We start from the raw sequence: 16,529 nt of genomic DNA on the forward strand, positions 1-16,529 counted from the left end.
GGATGCCCTACTCGAAAAAGTATCCAAAAAACTTTTTTACTTTTGAGGAGATTTTCTCATCCGGATGTTTTTCATTATTTTGTTTTTGCGTAGAAGGCCTAGCAGGCCGTTTTTCTGTCAACTCATCAGTTATTTGAATTGGAGCAGCACTTACATTTATTCCTAGTAATCTCGCATCCTTGTTTGCATACCTAATTAGACCAACAGCATTTGTATATTGAGGTTCTCTTACTCCAATATAATCTGGTATTGCAACTCGGACCCTATTTTGTAAAATGACCTGGGCTAACTCCATTACTCCAGGCATATTCGCAACTCCACCAGTCAATACAAATCCGCCTGGTAAATCGGATACGCCCATCGTATTCATTTCTTGTTGGACTAGCTCAAAAACCTCTTCCATTCTTGCTTCAATGATATCAGCCAATTCAAGCTGATTAAATTGCTGGTGTTGGTCGCTTCCTATAATCGGAACACTGAACACCTCATCCTCAGAGGCATGGTCATAATATGCATGGCCATGTTTAATTTTAATTTTCTCCGCATCCTCTGTAGCAGTTCGTAGTCCGATCGATAAGTCTTTAGTAATATGCTCGCCGCCGATAGGAATAACAGCCGTTCCTTTTAGTTGTCCCTGCTTAAAAACTGCTAGAGTAGTAGAGCCGCCTCCTATATCAATCAAGGCAGTACCTAGGTTTTGTTCGTCTTTTGATAATGCTGCTGAAGCGGCTGCCAGCGGCTGTAAAACGATATACACAATTTCCAGTCCGGCCCGTTCAACACAGCGAAGTGTATTATGTAAAAGGGTTTTAGATCCTGTGACAATCGTACCTTCCATTTCGAGGCGAACTCCAATCATTCTGCGAGGATCATTAATTTCATCCTGTCCATCTACTACAAATTGGTGCCGGATGATATTGATGATTTCTCTTTCTGGGGGGATGGATATAACCTCAGCAGCATCAATTACTCTCGCTACATCGTCATCACTAATTTCCCTATTCTCACCTGATACTGCCACAACCCCATGGCATGGCTGCAATCCAACGTGGTTACTGCCAGCAATTCCAACGATGACGCGATTAATCTTCATTCCGATCATTCTTTCTGCTTGCTCAACTGCCTGTTTAATCGAATGAACTGTTTCGTCAATATCAACAATTGAACCTTTTCTGATACCTTCAGCTTTTGCCGTTCCAACTCCAATGATATTCAGTGAATTATTGGACATTTCCCCAATGATCACTTTGACTGAGGACGTACCGATGTCTAAGCTTACAAATACCTCACTGTTGTTCATTCACTGGCACCTCCTTTTACACTAAGCTTTCTCTCACATTTTTTTATCAATATCATTCGTAATCATCCTAGAGTATACTTAATTAGATTTATTCGTCATCTATTCATATTTTCCTGTTTAATAATACTATTTATTTAGAATTTTCTCTAGCAGTTCCCCATTTATTCAACAATATTCTTCGAATAACGGCTATATTTTGAAATAACCTAACTCCAAAAGCAAAAACTGCGGCTAAATACAAGTCTACACCAAGATGGACACCTAGAAAAGCTAAACTTGCTGCAAGCAATATATTAAAGAAAAAACCGGAAACAAATACACGATTATCATAAAGATTTTGTAAATATGCTCTTATACCGCCAAAGAAAGTATCTAAAGCTGCTAAAACAGCAATAGACAAATAATTAGCGTATTCCTCAGGCACTTTTATATCTGTTAATAACCCTAAAAACAGCCCAATTAGGAGACCGAGTATCGGAAGCCACATATCAGCTCTCTCCTTTATCTTCTACAGGCTCCATATTTTGAACGCGGATGGATTCAACATGTGCTGGAACCAAAATTGACTCATTTGGCTTGGATATTTCGACTACCAAATTATCAATGAAAAAGTCATCAATCGATGGGGAAATTTGCATTCTATTATACATTTTATTAGCTACTTCCATATTTTCTGTAATGATATGAATATTAAATGGAAACAAGTTAAGAGAATGGGTCCCAACCTTAGTTTCCCCATTTATATCCCTGATGACTGTGGTATTGATAATTCTCTCCCCATCAATCGATATGTATTTTGCACCATACATATTTAATTCGTTAATAAGTCGTTTTAAAGTAATTGGTGATACTGAGTGAATGGTTTTCCCAATTAAGAGCGCTTTGTCAATCGGGGCAATTGTTAAAGTGAGTCCAGGGCCCTTTACCTCAGTAAGTCCGGCTTCCTTTTTCAGTTCTGATAATGTCTGTTTAAGCGCCTCTTCTTGGCTTCCCTTTATCTCCGAAGCATAATCATTCATTCTTTTATCGTTCAAACGAATTTCCTCCAACAGCTTTGATTGGAGATCCATTTCCTTGGATAATGAGTCGCGAAGCTCCCATATATCCCTAGTATCTCTAATAACAGGCTCTTGAACAGTTTGGAATTGAACAGCAATCATAAATCCGATGATGAAAGCAATTAATGTAAAATATATTTTTGCCCGTTTTACCATTATGATGACTCTCCCAGTACCGGATCTAAAATAATTTGTTTTTTCTTCACAACTGTAAATATAATATTATCGTTAACTAGTTGATCCCGGACGCCACCAGTTAATGTAAGTGCGGATAAGAGTATATCTGTATCGCCAATGGCTGTTATTTTAAAAGGAGCAGGGAAGGGATTTCCGTCAACAGTAATAACGGGTCCATTACAAATAATATAAGAATCATGATTAAGTCTTTGCCCATTAATGGCGACAGCGGATGCTCCCGCAATAAATAGTTCATTCACTACCTTAAATACATGATGTTCATGAACGAGGTAATTATTAGCATCCTCACTTTGTTTATACTCCCCATCTTCCAGACTTACTTCAATGCCACTTCCTTGAACTTTAACTTTACCTAGAAACATCCGATATCTTTCCGCATCTTCGGCTAAGTTGAAATAAATCTTTTCTTCTTGAGATAATTCTTTTTCAAATTGGCGTACCTTCTCTTGCTTGTCATACAATTCTCTTTGTAAATCTCGATTTCTATCTTGTGTTAAAATCAATTCTTTTCTTAAATTATTTTCCATTAAATATTGCTTATCGGTAATATTAGTAGCCATCCTAGCCTCCTTGCCGGATTGACTATAGGAAAAGGCAAGAATAAAGCCAAACACTAAGAAGACAAAAGAAAAAATAACGTATTTACCTTTCATCCTCTTCTTCATCCTTTTTCTCTCCTTCGTTTTTATAAGCCCTAAAAAATGAACCTACCTCTAAATCAATAACTCCCTTCACATTAGGATCTAGTTGGCTAATTATAGAAGGATAATGGACCATTTTAGATGCTAAAGTCGGAATCGTTGCATTCACTTCAAAACCATCATTCATAAATAAATATATATGATACTTGTCTGTTTTTTTCGGATCATAGTGGATCTCGGAAATGGCATTCAATATCTCAGGAGAAAATTGTTTTAGTTGCCCCGCCAATTCTTCTAATATAACGCCCTTTTTGAAATTAGTTAAGATAGGTGCATTAACATATGCTCCCTTGTTTTTTTTCAGAATGACGCCATTTTCCAAGATTGGATAAAAATGATTCTCAGAATTCATAAAGGCGATGGCGGGATATTCCTTTAGTTTTATAACTACCTTATTCGGAAATCCGATCTTAATCTTGGCGCTTTTAATCTCGGGGAGGGCTAATAAATTTTCTTCAGCCTTGGCTTTATCTATTTTCCAAATATTATTGCCTGCTTTCAATCCAGATGCTGATAACACTTCATCAATTGTGACTGTAGCATTGCCGAGGACATCAATTTTTTTAATTTGGCTTAGAGGGGATTGAAAATAAACGACACAAGCAATGAGCAAGAAGAATAAAGAAAGTAGAATAATAAGGCGCCTGTTTGCCTTTCGCTTTCGATGCTCTTTTATTTTTGGAATCCTGTCTTCTAGGGACAATACTTTCCCTTTTTGCATAACCACTTCCCCTTTAAAGACATTTCTTTTATAAGTATTTTTTAAAGGAATTCTACTTCAGTATGAAGCTGAATACCGTTTCTTTCAAGAATTGTAGTTTTTATATGCTCAATTAAAGATAAAACATCATTTGCTGTAGCATTGCCGTTATTAACGATAAAATTACCGTGGAGCTCTGATATTTGGGCTCCACCAATAGAAAAACCTTTTAAATCTGCATCTTGGATTAATTTCCCTGCATGGTCCGGAAGAGGATTTCTAAAGACACTTCCACAACAAGGCTTCACTGGCTGAGTTTCACGCCGATAACTTTTATGCTTCTTCATTTCAGTTGAAATAACTTCTAAGTTACCAGGAGTTAACTCAAAAACTGCTTCAATAACAATTCCTGGACGTTCCTTCTGCAAAACAGAGGTGCGATATGAATACTTCATCTCTTCCTTTGACAACCACTCCACTTTGCCATCAGGAAAAAGAACGCGCGCTTTCTTTAAAATTTTTGAAATATCCGATCCGTGAGCACCAGCATTCATATAAACTGCTCCACCAACTGAACCAGGAATTCCACCCGCAAATTCTAAGCCGCTGTAGCCTTTTCTGCTTAAGACATTTGCCAGGACAATAAAAGAGTAACCACCGCCAACCCTGACTTCTGACCCGTTGATCTCTAGATGATCCATACCTTTTCCAATTTTGATGACAATTCCTTCAATTCCTTCATCGGCGACAAGCAAGTTTGAACCTCGGCCGATGATCTTCCAAGGAACGTCATAATTTTTTATGATATTCATTGTTTTGACAAGATTATCTACAGATGCAGGCTCTACAAAAATATCTGCAGGGCCTCCAATTTTAATTGTTGTATGGGTAGCCAGCGGCTCTTTTTCCTTTACTTTTCCGACATCGCTGCCGTGTAATTCATTCAATAAATTATCCAAGCCGTCTTACTCCTTTCTTTTTGGTCTACCTTTTACCAAGTTAAGTATTAATGCAAATAACTTTTCCGAAGCGTCCGGCATTCCTAGTTTTCTGGAAGCCTCTCCCATCAATTCTCTTTTAACGTCATCCAGTAAAATGGAATCTAGGGATTCCACGAGTCGTTGACCAGTTAAATCGTTTTCGGCAAGCATCATAGCTGCGCCATTTTCCACCAATGCTTCAGCATTTTTTACTTGATGATTATTCGTCACATATGGACTAGGAATTAATATTGACGGCAAGCCAAGTGCTGTAATTTCGGCTAATGACGTCGCTCCTGCCCTTCCCACTACGACATCAATGGAAGTAATAACCTCTTGCATATTATGAATAAAGGGCAAAATAGCTACTTGATGATTAGCCCCTAACAATTCTGCTTCTTTTTTAACATCATTAAAATGAGCTTCGCCAGTTACATATATAACTTGATAGGGTTTACTAGATAATTGAGATAATGATTTAATAACCGCCTCATTTATTGGTTTCGCTCCTCTGCTGCCACCAACAATAAGTGCAGTACTAACGTTTTCTTTTAAGCCAAACGATTCCAAAATGCCTTTAGACTTGGAGCCAATTACTTCAGACGCTCGAGGATTACCCGTGAGGACAACCTTTTCCTTTGGGAAAAATTCTTCTACTTGCTGAAAACAGATCGCAACTTTATCTACGTATCGACTCAAAAACTTGTTGGTTAATCCCGGTACGCTATTCTGTTCATGAATAATAGTTGGAATGTTCGCTTTTGCAGCAGCATAAACAACCGGGCCACAAACATACCCACCAGTACCAATTACTGCATCAGGCTTAAATTTTTTTAGTATTTTTTTGCTATCTCTAACCCCTTTTAGAAAGCGAAAAATTGTTTTGACGTTTTCAAATGAAAGTGATCTCTTAAATCCGGTAATATTAATTGCTTCAAACGGAATATTCTCTCTTCCAATAATATTGGCTTCTAATCCCTTTTCAGTTCCTATATATAGAAATTCTGTGTTTGGATACTGCTTTTTAATCGTCCGGATTAAGGCGAGTGCAGGATAAATATGGCCTCCTGTCCCTCCGCCGCTAACAACGATTTTCATTATTGCCACCTCGATCGATATAATCATTATGTATAAAGATGTTCCATGATGAACTCTTTAATTATCTTATCTTACTATATATTATACAAGAAAAATGTGTTCTCAATGGATTGTTGTCGAATTGTAAAGAAAGAACAAAAGCGCAAGCGCCTTGGTCAGCCCCGACAAGCAAATGTTCTGATCCAAAAAAAGTCCGGTCTTGACTTTTATTGGATCAGGTTATTTGACCTCGAGGGGCTAGGCGCTAGAGCTGGACAGAAAAAATAGGAACCCATGTGAGTTCCTATTTTTACACTATATTTTGGAATATCTGCTTATATTTAGCAATATACCTACTGCCATTAACATCAAGGTCAATGATGAGCCACCGTAACTAAGAAATGGAAGGGTAATACCTGTTACTGGCATTAAACCAGTGACTACTCCGATATTAATCATAACTTGGATTGCAATCATTGAAATGATCCCGATTGCCAGAAAGCTTCCAAAAAGATCCGGTGCTCCGAGTGCAATCCGAATCCCTCTCCATAAAAGAATTGCGAACAATAGCAGGACGAAGCTTCCTCCGATAAAACCAAGTTCTTCTGTAAGTATGGCAAATATAAAATCAGTTTGCGGTTCTGGTAAATAGAAAAACTTCTGTCTGCTTGCTCCTAGTCCTAAACCAAATAATCCGCCCGGTCCAATGGCATATAATGATTGAATGATTTGAAATCCGCTATTTAATGGATCTTGCCACGGATCGAGAAAAGAAGTAATCCTCTTTATTCTATACGGTGCAGATATAACAAGAGCTGCGAATCCAGCCAAGCCAAACAATCCAAGGACAGCAAAGTGAGCAATTCTAGCACCAGCAATAAATATCATTACAATGCATGTCCCGACCATTACTGTCCCTGTCCCTAAATCCGGCTGAAGCATGATCATCCCAAAAGCTAGGAACACGAGTGATAATGATGGTAAAAGCCCTTTTTTTATTGTTGTAATGTATCGCTGCCGTTCGGAAAGAAATTTTGCTAAAAAAGCAATCATCGCCAGTTTCATAAATTCAGAAGGCTGGATAGAAAAAGCGCCCACACCAATCCAGCTTCTAGATCCGTTTCTTTCCATTCCGATTCCGGGAATAAGAACAGCAACTAACAAAACAAAGCAAGCGATTAACATCGGCTTGGACCATCGTTTAAAAATCCAATAATCAATATTCATTATCACAAACATTGAAATGATTCCCAGACCAGCAAAAAGCAGTTGTCGTTTTGCGAAGAAAAATGTGTCGGAAAATTTATAATCGGCCCATACTGCACTAGCACTATAAACCATTATTAATCCGACTACAAGTAAAGCAAAGGTTGTAATAATCAAGATTAAATCAGGAGCTGTTTTTTTAAACGGCACTTCGCAACACCTCTGCATACTCAGTATTAGAGCCTTTTCCAGAGCATGTCATAGGTGTTTTATCAAATCTGTGCGCTCTTATTAGTTATTTGCTCTCTACAAGTTTATGCACTGAATCGATGAATATATCACCACGAACCTCAAATGTTTTATATTGGTCCCAGCTTGCACAGGCAGGCGAGAGCAATATAACATCGCCGGCTTCTGATAATTCATATGCTGCCGGGACAGCTTCCTCAACGTTATGTACATGTTGGATTATTTGTATTCCAGCAGCCCTTCCCGCCTTTTCAAGTTTTTCTGCTGTCTCACCAAAGAGGACGAGTGCCTTTACACCATTAAGGGCCGGAATAAAATCCTCAAATCCGTTCCCACGATCCAATCCTCCGGCCAAAAGAATGACAGGCTGAGAGAATGCATTTAATGCGCTGGAAGCTGCAAGAATATTGGTTGCCTTGGAATCATTATAAAATTTCCGTCCGTCTTTTTCGCATATAAATTGCGTACGGTGTTTTACACCGGTAAAAGAAGACAGAACTTGCCGAATCGGTTCATTTTCGACTCCCATTAATTTTACTGATGCTACTGCCGCGAGAATATTTTCCAAATTATGTGCCCCCGGCAAAACGATTTCTTCCAGGCTCAAAATCTCCTCTCCGAAATAGGTTAACATTCCATCTTTAACTGATGCACCTTCTTCGAGATATTCCTTGGTAGAAAAAGGAATGATATTCGCCTTTGTAAAACTTACCAAATCAAGGAGTTCTTGCTGGTCAGCATTCACAATAAGGAAATCGGACTTTGTTTGATTCTTTGTTATATCTACTTTCGCTTGTGTATACTCTTTCCAGCTACCATGATAATCCAAGTGAGCTTCATATAGATTTGTCACTATGGCAATACGAGGGCGGAATGTTTGTATACCCATTAATTGAAAGGATGATAGCTCAACGACCATTGTATTCTCAGATGTTGCCTGTTGGGCCACTTCAGATGCAACTGTACCGATATTGCCTGCAATAAGCGGTTTTCGATAAGCTTTATCAAGCATTTCATAAATCAAAGTTGTCGTTGTTGTTTTTCCGTTCGTACCTGTAATTCCAATCATTTCTGCCTCGGAAATTCGATATGCCAACTCTATTTCAGTAATAATTGGCAATCCTAGTTGAACAGCACCTTTAACAAGCGGATTGGAGTAAGGAATTCCTGGATTTTTAACGATAAGTTCAAAGCCTTCGTCAAGAAGTTCAACTGGATGACTTCCACAAACCACTTTTATTCCTTGTTCTAAAAGCCCTTGAGCCTCTGGGTTTTCCTCAAATGGCTTATAATCGTTAACTGTAACAAAAGCTCCTAATTGATGAAGAAGAGATGCAGCTACTACTCCGCTTTTCGCAAGACCAAGAACAAGAATTTTTTTATGTTGATAATCGTTGATATTTATCACTTTATAACCACACCTCAATATAGATTCCTAGTATTGAACAAAGTAGTCCCACCGTCCAAAATGTAACAACAACTCTCCATTCTGACCAGCCAGAAAGTTCATAATGGTGATGAATTGGGCTCATTTTAAAGATTCGTTTTCCTGTAGTTTTAAATGATGCTACTTGTAATATCACCGATAATGTTTCTAGAACAAAAACGCCCCCAATGAGAAGGAGAATAATTTCAAACTTAGTCAAAATGGCAATGGCAGCAATTGCTCCTCCCAGTGCAAGCGATCCAGTATCACCCATAAACACTTTGGCAGGATAAGCGTTAAAAACAAGAAATCCGAGCACAGCACCAACGACTGCTACAGCAAAAACCGCGACATCATATTGTGCCTGGCTCCATGCCAAAATTGCAAATGCACCAAATGCAATCGCTGCTGTACCTGACAGCAATCCATCAAGTCCATCTGTTAAGTTAGCAGCATTTGAAAACCCAACTAGCCAGAAAATAATAAAGATTGCATATAGCCATCCAAGGTCTAACGAAAAATCGGTTAATGGTATGGAAATTGCTGTTGAAAAACCGTTCAGTTTAAGAACGTAATAAAAAAGAATCGCTACAGCAATTTGCCCTATTAATTTTTGCTTAGAAGTCAAACCGAGATTTCGCTTTAAAGCGATCTTAATAAAATCATCAAGGAAACCAATCAGGCCATAGCCTATTAACACAAGCAAAAGCATATATGTTTCTGCTCCCGGCTGCGAATATTTCCAAGTCATAACAATTGTTGTAATAATAACCGATAGAACAATTAATATGCCACCCATCGTAGGGGTGCCGGTTTTCTTTTGATGTGATTTAGGTCCTTCTTCACGGATGCTTTGCCCAAATTTCAACCTTCTTAAAAACGGGATTAAGATAGGAGAAAAAAGTACTGTTATTAAGAATGCCATAATAATTGCAAATAAGATTACACGTTCCATCATTTCTGTTTTCGCCCCTTCTTCGTTTCAGGCTGCATCCCGTCAAGCAGCATATGAATTTCATTATAAATTTTTTCATTTTGTAAATCTTGCTTAGAAAGTATCATGTTTGTTAAGTCCTCACGTTTTTCCAAAGTTATTTTATTCGTATATTTACGAACCACTACCACCATCGCTTCAATGGAATCATGAGCGAAAAATACTGGGAAGTGATTCGGTGTATATGCTGGCAAGGAGATTTCTTTTGGCCAGATGGCCGCAATCGCACCATTGGCAATGGCAGCCCCAAGGTCTAAATCTGCGGCTGTACCAAAATACAAACCTTTTAATTGAGTTGAGGAGCTGTTTAATGCGATTGACCCAAAACTTATATGTTCCTCTTTTATTCCTCTTGTCTCTGGATATAATTTTAAAACATCTCGATAAGTGAGCATTTTTTATCGCTCCTTTATGGCCTCTAATGCAACAAGCCGATCATCAAAATCAAATACCTTGTCTCCGATGATTTGATATGTTTCATGTCCTTTTCCAGCAATTAAAACAACATCGCCACTTTTGGCGGATCCAACTGCCTTTTTGATGGCTTCCGTTCGATCAGGAACGATTTGATAATTCATTCCTAACGCTCCTTTTTCCATGTCCTCCAAGATAGCAAGAGGATCTTCACTTCGCGGGTTATCGGCTGTGAAAATTGGATCTGTAGCATATTTACAGGCGATTGCAGCCATTAATGGACGCTTCGATGGATCCCGATCCCCACCACAGCCTACAACAGCAAAAATACGTTTTTTTGCAAATTGACCAATTGTTTTTAATACATTTTCCAGACTGTCCGGTGTATGTGCGTAATCAACTATAACAGGAAAATCCTGCCCACCCATAACTGGTTCAAAACGGCCGTCTACTCCTGCCGCACTTTCAAGTGAACGGATAATTGAATGCAGCGGAATATTTGAAACGTAGGCCGATGCGATAGCAGCCAGTGCATTATAAATATTGAATTTCCCCATTAATTTCAGCGTGATTTCCCTTTTCCCTTCAGGAGAGTGAAGAGTAAAAGAAGTGCCCCCACTTTTAAGAACAATATTGCTTGCAGTAAAATCAGCTTGTTGCTCGATACCATATGTGATGATATGCGCAGATGTAACGGTCATCATTTGATTTGAAGCCATATCATCTGCATTCAATACAGCAAATTTTGGTTTATTCTCAATATAGGAGTTGCCAAGCTTTGAAAATAGAAGGCTTTTTGCCTGTGCGTATTCCTCCATTGTGTGATGATAATCAAGGTGATCTTGGGATAAATTAGTAAATACTGCAATATCATAATCACAGCCATTCACCCTTCCTTGAACAAGTGCGTGGGAAGAAACTTCCATAATGGCTGTATCGATATTTTCATTTGTCATATCATTAAAAACCGACTGAAGTACAAGACTATCTGGTGTAGTGTTTTTCGTTTCAATTTCACGATTTCCTATTTTCATATGAATCGTTCCGATCAGTCCCGTACTTTGGTTATGATCGCTGAATATCTTTTCAATTAAATGACTTGTCGTTGTTTTTCCGTTTGTTCCAGTGATGCCAATCAAGTGTAATTTCTGAGTCGGATGACCATAAAAGGCGTCAGCTAGTATCGCCATTGCGTGTTTTGTATCTTTTACTAGAATAACAGGAACATCCAAATCAAGCTCCCTCTCAGAAAGGATTGCGGTTGCACCATTACGGGCTGCATCTTTTGCAACCGTATGGCCATCGAAAACATATCCTTTGATACATATGAATAAGCTTCCTGGAAGCACTTGCCTATGATCATTTACGATGCTCTGAATTTCCGGGTTTTCTGGAGGTATTTGAATAAAGGGAATTGCTTGTAGAAGTGTATGTAATTTCATTTTTTCAGTCCTTTCTAACAGTGAAACTTTATCATATCTTAAAAGCATTCTAATCTATTCTACAAAATTATTGAAGATGAAGCTATAAAAGTTTTTTTTACTTTTACATCATCTTCTAAACATACAAGGAGCGGACATGAAATTTCATGCCGCCCGCGGGATTATTTCATATAGATTCGAATAACAGAGCCAGCCTCCAGTTTCACTCCTGGTTTTGGTACTTGCTGGACGACCGTTGAGCCATCACCGCTTGTTTCAAGCCGCAAATCAAATAATTGCTGTTGAATTTCTTTTCTAGTCATTCCTTTTAAATCAGGGACTGTTATCATAACAGGATCGTTCCATTTCTTTTCTTTTTCTATTTGTTTTTTTCTCGGTTTAATTCCCATAGCCCTCAATGAATCTTCCATAATTTTACCAACAATTGGAGCGGCAACAGTACCTCCAAATTGAATCGTTCCTTTCGGATTGTCAACAGCTGTATACACGACAATTTGAGGATCATCCGCAGGAGCAAAGCCGATAAAGGAAACAATATGATTATTTTCTAAATATCGACCATCCTTTGCTTTTTGTGCTGTACCTGTTTTCCCTCCAACACGATAAGAATCAACAAATGCATTTCCACCTGTACCTTGAGCAACAACACTTTCAAGTGCATGGCGGATTTCTTTTGAAGTAGCTTCCGATATTACCCGCCGTTTTGCAACGGGGGTTTTCCTCATCGCTACTTCTCCAGTAACCGGATCAATCAATTCCTTGGCAATATAAGGCTGATACAATGTACCGCCATTTACAGCCGCTGCAACAGCCGCTACTTGCTGAATAGGAGTTACAGATACACCTTGCCCAAAAGCGGTTGTCGCTTGTTCCACAGGTCCTACCCGGTCTAATTTAAATAAAATACCTGTACCTTCTCCAGCTAAATCAATCCCCGTTTTTTGTCCGAAACCAAAATCTCTAATATATTGAAATAACTTTTCCTTCCCTAACCTGTCTCCAAGCTCAACGAAGCCAGGGTTACAAGAATTCTCAACTACTTCAAGAAATGATTGACTTCCATGGCCGCCGCGCTTCCAGCACTTTAAAGTGGCTCCTCCAACCCTTGAATAACCGGGATCAAAAAAATGGTCATGCTCTAGGTCAACTTTCCCTTCTTCAAGAGCTGCTGCCAATGTAATAATTTTAAATGTTGATCCAGGCTCATATGTACTCCAGATCGGTAAATTTCTATTATAAACCTCCTGTGGTACTTCACGAAAATCTGCTGGATCAAATGATGGTCTACTTGACATCGCCAAGATTTCACCATTGTTTGGATTCATAGCAATAGAAATAATCCCATCCGGATTGTATAACGCTTCTGCATTATCCAATTCCCGTTCAACGATGGATTGAATTCTAGTGTCGGTGGTTAGTTTTAAATTATATCCATCAACAGGTGCTTCAAAGTCGTCGGACATATCAGGCATTCTTTTCCCTTTTGCGTCTGAAAAAAATTGAACAGATCCCTTGCTGCCGCTTAATTCTTTATCATAATAAAGCTCAAGTCCCATTAGTCCTTGATTGTCTATACCCGTAAATCCAAGAACATGTGATAAATAACGACCAAATGGATAATAGCGTTTTGAATCTTCTGCAATATAAACACCTTTTAAATTAAGTGCACGAACTTCCCGCGCCTTTTCATATGAAATTTTCCTTCCTTCTGGGATTCTTTCGATCGACGAGTTTTTCATCATTTGTTTATATAATTTTTCTTTAGAAGCATTCAGAACAGCGGCAAGCTTTTCAGCTGCTTCAGCAGGTTGCTCTAATTGGCGGGGAACAACGTAAACCGTTGGCGCACTTTGATTGGTGGCAATCGGCACATCATTCCTATCTACAATTTTTCCGCGTTCAGGCTCAAATGGAATATTTCGACTCCACGAATCCCTTGCTCGCTCAGTCAAAACATCGCTCATTGCGAACTGTACGTAACCTAGTCTAATGTCGATAATTAAAAAAACAAGCAATCCACCTATTAAAATATATGACAGTCTTTTCCGAACAGTTACAGTTGAGACTCGCTTCAAAAAAAGGACCTCCTCTTTATCAGGCTCGTTCAACTATATGCCTTGTCCCCCTAGAGTAGAACGTCATACAAACAAACAGCGGCTGACACTGTTAGTGCCAGCCACTGACTAATATTAATCTCTTGGACTATCTTCCTTTTCCGCTGTATTATTCATTTTTTCTCTTTCCAGTTTTTGCTGAGGAGTTTCAAAGTTAACCACAAGGTGATCACCCTCTGCAATCGGTGAGTTAGGCTTTAAATTCTGTTTAAACGCGAAGCCATTTCCAACTATATTTACCTTAAGTCCAGCCAATTGTGCCGCCTTTAAAACATCCCGTTTGGACCACCCACTCATATCAGGAATAGTAAGCTCTCCATCAGTCCTTATGATGATTTTTTCACCTTCTATCATGGTGACACCATCTAGCGGTGACTGGCCGGTAATTTTATTTCCTTTACCGATAATTACTGGTTTTAAACCACTCTTTTTTAAAATTTTCATCGTCTCATTTATTTTCAGTTTAGAAAAATCAGGAAGGGTTGTAATTTTTGCTTCCGGAATGTCTTCAGGTTCGATATTTAAGTATTGGAGACTGTTTTTCATCACTGTGTTATAAATCTTCGAAACGGGTACACTGCCGCTTTCATTCTCAGCGAGGTTTGGCTGTTCAACCGAAACAAACATGACCAGTTTTGTATTTTCAACTGGTGCTAACCCAAGGAAGGAAAAGATGAAGTTATTTCGTCCTTCTAAATAACCTCCCGATGGATTAGGGATTTGCGCTGTCCCCGTTTTACCTGCAGATTTATAGCCATCAAGCTGATAAATTTCTCCCGTCCCATGTTCAGAAGTAAGTACAGTTTCTAATATTTCCCTTACTTCCTTAGCTGTTTCTTTACTAATCGGTCTACCAGCTATTTCGGGTTTCGTTTCTAGGACTGTATCTTCATCAGAATTAAGAATTTTGTCCACAACATATGGCTTCATCATTTGTCCATCGCCTGCAATAGCAGTCATTGCCTGAACCATTTGCATGGCTGTTACTGTAGTCCCTTGTCCAAACACACTTGTTACTTTTTCAATTGGCCAATCGTATAGGATTTTCCCAGGAACTTCATTTGGAAGAGCAATACCGGTCTCTGTGCCAAATTTAAATTCATCCATATATTTGCGCCAAGTATCTGTGCCCATTTTTTCCAGCAAATAGGCAAAGCCTACATTCGAGGAACGTTGCACTCCCTCAAGATAAGTAATCGGGCCCCAGCCGACTCCTTGGTTATGATCCTTGATAGGTTTACTTTTATTGTTAATAACGTAGGTGCCCGAAGGAAATTTTTCCTTTGGATTAAAAACTTTTTCTTCAATGGCTGCCGCCAACGAAAAAACTTTCATTGTCGAACCAGGTTCAAAGGACGTTTCAATTATTTCATTATGCCAAGATTGATCAATACCCACTCTTGTCGTCGGATGATATGTTGGTCGCTGACCCATTGCAAGGATTCTTCCTGTCTTTGGATCTGCCACGACAGCCATGATTCTCTTTGGTTTATATTCCTCATCTACTTTATTCATCGCATCCTCTAGAAACGTTTGGATTTTTTTATCGATGGTTAAATAAATGTCATGGCCATTTTTGGGCTTTTTAATTTGTTTTTCTGAATTTGGTAAAATATAGTTCCATTTATCGCCATCGTATTTGATCGACCCATCTGCCCCTTTTAACAACTTGTTGTAGCTTTTTTCTAATCCCGTTTTACCGATAATTTCCGATGTATTCCCTTTTGTTTCTTCTTTTTGTGCATATCCAATTAGATGCGAAGCAAAAATACCATTTGGATAGAATCGTTTGGAGTCTTTTATGAAGGTTATGCCCGGTAATTTCAATTGTTCAATCTTCTTTTTTACATTATGGGACAAATCCCTCCCAGCTTGGCCAAATTCCACCTGTTTCCTACCTTCTTTTGTGAGCAGTGAAAGGATGTCTTGTTCACTCATATCAATTTGCTTCGCAAGCTGAGAGGCAGTTTCTTCTGGATCAACAACATGATTCGGGTGGCTCTCATCTATCGTCAACTTTTCATCAAGGACAGCAACTAATGTATAAGAAGCAGAGTCTTCTGCAATGACTTCTCCTTTTTGATCATATATCGTTCCCCGCTTTGCCTTGATGACATCTTGACGTAAGTACATTTGTGCAGCTTTAGCCGCCAGCACTCTGCCTTCTGCTTCTCCCGTATACTGAATGGTGATGAATCTTATGACCAATACAAAAAAGAGCAGGCTGAATATAATAAATAAACCAGCCGCTCCTATGTTTCTATTCGTTTGATTTCCACTCATTTTTTCTCAACTACCCTGACATTATTTTCATCTAAATTCAGGCCAAGTTCTTTGGCTTTATTCCAGACGCGTTCGTACCTGCTCAAATCACTAACTTGGATCTCTAAATCACCATTCACTTTTTGTTGCTCTTGTATGGCGGTTTTCACGTCCTCAATATCTTTATTCACTTCATATATAGCGGCCTGGGCCGAAATGATTTGAATGGCCATCACAGCAACAAAAGCAATAAGCAACATGCCAATAAACTTTTCACCAGGAGTGATTTTTGAATGGCGCCTGATTGTTTTCACTTGTACTTCTGTTTGTTTTACTGGTTCATTATAGTGCTGCTGATGTTTACGAGCTAAATTACTCAAAAACTTCTCCCCCTGTTCGTGCTATTTT

At 38.8% G+C, this 16,529-nt stretch carries 15 protein-coding genes; all 15 read right to left on the bottom strand.

Translation table 11 applies throughout. The annotated features are described in order from the left end of the window. Positions 1–7: 7 nt before the first annotated feature. Positions 8–1,300 carry a cell division protein FtsA gene (gene ftsA / locus KHA88_RS07215; protein ID WP_213096565.1) on the bottom strand — a complete coding sequence of 431 codons (1,293 nt, stop codon included), beginning with the start codon at positions 1,298–1,300 and terminating at the stop codon, positions 8–10. A 130-nt stretch (positions 1,301–1,430) separates the two neighbouring features. After that, positions 1,431–1,787 (bottom strand): small basic family protein, encoded by a 357-nt coding sequence (locus KHA88_RS07220; protein ID WP_213096564.1) that lies wholly within the window; start codon positions 1,785–1,787, stop codon positions 1,431–1,433. A gap of 1 nt (position 1,788) precedes the next feature. Then, entirely contained in the window at positions 1,789–2,514 is a 726-nt protein-coding gene (locus KHA88_RS07225) for a DUF881 domain-containing protein (RefSeq protein WP_213096563.1), read from the bottom strand. Then, complete coding sequence (locus tag KHA88_RS07230; protein ID WP_213096562.1) at positions 2,514–3,221, bottom strand: DUF881 domain-containing protein; 708 nt, start codon at positions 3,219–3,221, stop codon at positions 2,514–2,516. Before KHA88_RS07230 ends, KHA88_RS07225 begins: the two co-directional genes overlap by 1 nt. Continuing rightward, positions 3,199–3,978 carry a cell division protein FtsQ/DivIB gene (locus KHA88_RS07235; RefSeq protein WP_213096561.1) on the bottom strand — a complete coding sequence of 260 codons (780 nt, stop codon included), beginning with the start codon at positions 3,976–3,978 and terminating at the stop codon, positions 3,199–3,201. The genes KHA88_RS07230 and KHA88_RS07235 overlap by 23 nt, the downstream gene beginning before the upstream one ends. Positions 3,979–4,019: 41 nt before the next feature. Then, a complete protein-coding gene (gene murB, locus KHA88_RS07240) occupies positions 4,020–4,916 on the bottom strand; it encodes a UDP-N-acetylmuramate dehydrogenase (RefSeq protein ID WP_213096560.1) in 897 nt (298 codons plus the stop codon). 6 nt (positions 4,917–4,922) lie between these two features. Continuing rightward, the gene (gene murG, locus KHA88_RS07245; protein WP_213096559.1) at positions 4,923–6,035 is read right to left on the bottom strand and encodes an undecaprenyldiphospho-muramoylpentapeptide beta-N-acetylglucosaminyltransferase; all 1,113 of its coding nucleotides are present in this window, start codon (positions 6,033–6,035) and stop codon (positions 4,923–4,925) included. Between the two features lie 294 nt (positions 6,036–6,329). After that, positions 6,330–7,430 carry a stage V sporulation protein E gene (gene spoVE, locus KHA88_RS07250; RefSeq protein ID WP_213096558.1) on the bottom strand — a complete coding sequence of 367 codons (1,101 nt, stop codon included), beginning with the start codon at positions 7,428–7,430 and terminating at the stop codon, positions 6,330–6,332. A gap of 85 nt (positions 7,431–7,515) precedes the next feature. After that, positions 7,516–8,877, bottom strand: a complete 1,362-nt coding sequence (gene murD, locus KHA88_RS07255; protein WP_213096557.1) for a UDP-N-acetylmuramoyl-L-alanine--D-glutamate ligase — start codon at positions 8,875–8,877, stop codon at positions 7,516–7,518. A gap of 1 nt (position 8,878) precedes the next feature. Next, positions 8,879–9,853: a phospho-N-acetylmuramoyl-pentapeptide-transferase gene (gene mraY / locus KHA88_RS07260; protein ID WP_213096556.1), complete on the bottom strand. Its 975-nt coding sequence runs from the start codon at positions 9,851–9,853 to the stop codon at positions 8,879–8,881. After that, positions 9,850–10,284, bottom strand: a complete 435-nt coding sequence (locus KHA88_RS07265) for a hypothetical protein (RefSeq protein WP_213096555.1) — start codon at positions 10,282–10,284, stop codon at positions 9,850–9,852. Before KHA88_RS07265 ends, mraY begins: the two co-directional genes overlap by 4 nt. 3 nt (positions 10,285–10,287) lie before the next feature. Next, entirely contained in the window at positions 10,288–11,745 is a 1,458-nt protein-coding gene (locus tag KHA88_RS07270; RefSeq protein WP_213096554.1) for a UDP-N-acetylmuramoyl-L-alanyl-D-glutamate--2,6-diaminopimelate ligase, read from the bottom strand. Positions 11,746–11,906: 161 nt separating this feature from the next. Then, positions 11,907–13,820, bottom strand: a complete 1,914-nt coding sequence (locus tag KHA88_RS07275) for a stage V sporulation protein D (RefSeq protein ID WP_213096553.1) — start codon at positions 13,818–13,820, stop codon at positions 11,907–11,909. A gap of 114 nt (positions 13,821–13,934) precedes the next feature. Then, on the bottom strand, positions 13,935–16,142 hold the full coding sequence (locus KHA88_RS07280) for a penicillin-binding protein (protein WP_213096552.1): 2,208 nt from the start codon (positions 16,140–16,142) through the stop codon (positions 13,935–13,937). Next, positions 16,139–16,501, bottom strand: coding sequence for a cell division protein FtsL (ftsL, locus tag KHA88_RS07285; protein ID WP_213096551.1), 363 nt, complete (start codon positions 16,499–16,501; stop codon positions 16,139–16,141). Before ftsL ends, KHA88_RS07280 begins: the two co-directional genes overlap by 4 nt. Positions 16,502–16,529: the final 28 nt, after the last annotated feature.

The organism is Lederbergia citrea (assembly GCF_018343525.1).
Lineage (GTDB): Bacteria > Bacillota > Bacilli > Bacillales > Bacillaceae_C > Lederbergia > Lederbergia citrea.

Bases quoted from the DNA above. Each gene is read 5' to 3' on its own strand.
- ftsA (WP_213096565.1), bottom strand. From the start codon at position 1,300: ATGAACAACAGTGAGGTATTTGTAAGCTTAGACATCGGTACGTCCTCA.
- KHA88_RS07220 (WP_213096564.1), bottom strand. From the start codon at position 1,787: ATGTGGCTTCCGATACTCGGTCTCCTAATTGGGCTGTTTTTAGGGTTA.
- KHA88_RS07225 (WP_213096563.1), bottom strand. From the start codon at position 2,514: ATGGTAAAACGGGCAAAAATATATTTTACATTAATTGCTTTCATCATC.
- KHA88_RS07230 (WP_213096562.1), bottom strand. From the start codon at position 3,221: ATGAAGAAGAGGATGAAAGGTAAATACGTTATTTTTTCTTTTGTCTTC.
- KHA88_RS07235 (WP_213096561.1), bottom strand. From the start codon at position 3,978: ATGCAAAAAGGGAAAGTATTGTCCCTAGAAGACAGGATTCCAAAAATA.
- murG (WP_213096559.1), bottom strand. From the start codon at position 6,035: ATGAAAATCGTTGTTAGCGGCGGAGGGACAGGAGGCCATATTTATCCT.
- mraY (WP_213096556.1), bottom strand. From the start codon at position 9,853: ATGATGGAACGTGTAATCTTATTTGCAATTATTATGGCATTCTTAATA.
- KHA88_RS07265 (WP_213096555.1), bottom strand. From the start codon at position 10,284: ATGCTCACTTATCGAGATGTTTTAAAATTATATCCAGAGACAAGAGGA.
- KHA88_RS07270 (WP_213096554.1), bottom strand. From the start codon at position 11,745: ATGAAATTACATACACTTCTACAAGCAATTCCCTTTATTCAAATACCT.
- KHA88_RS07280 (WP_213096552.1), bottom strand. From the start codon at position 16,142: ATGAGTGGAAATCAAACGAATAGAAACATAGGAGCGGCTGGTTTATTT.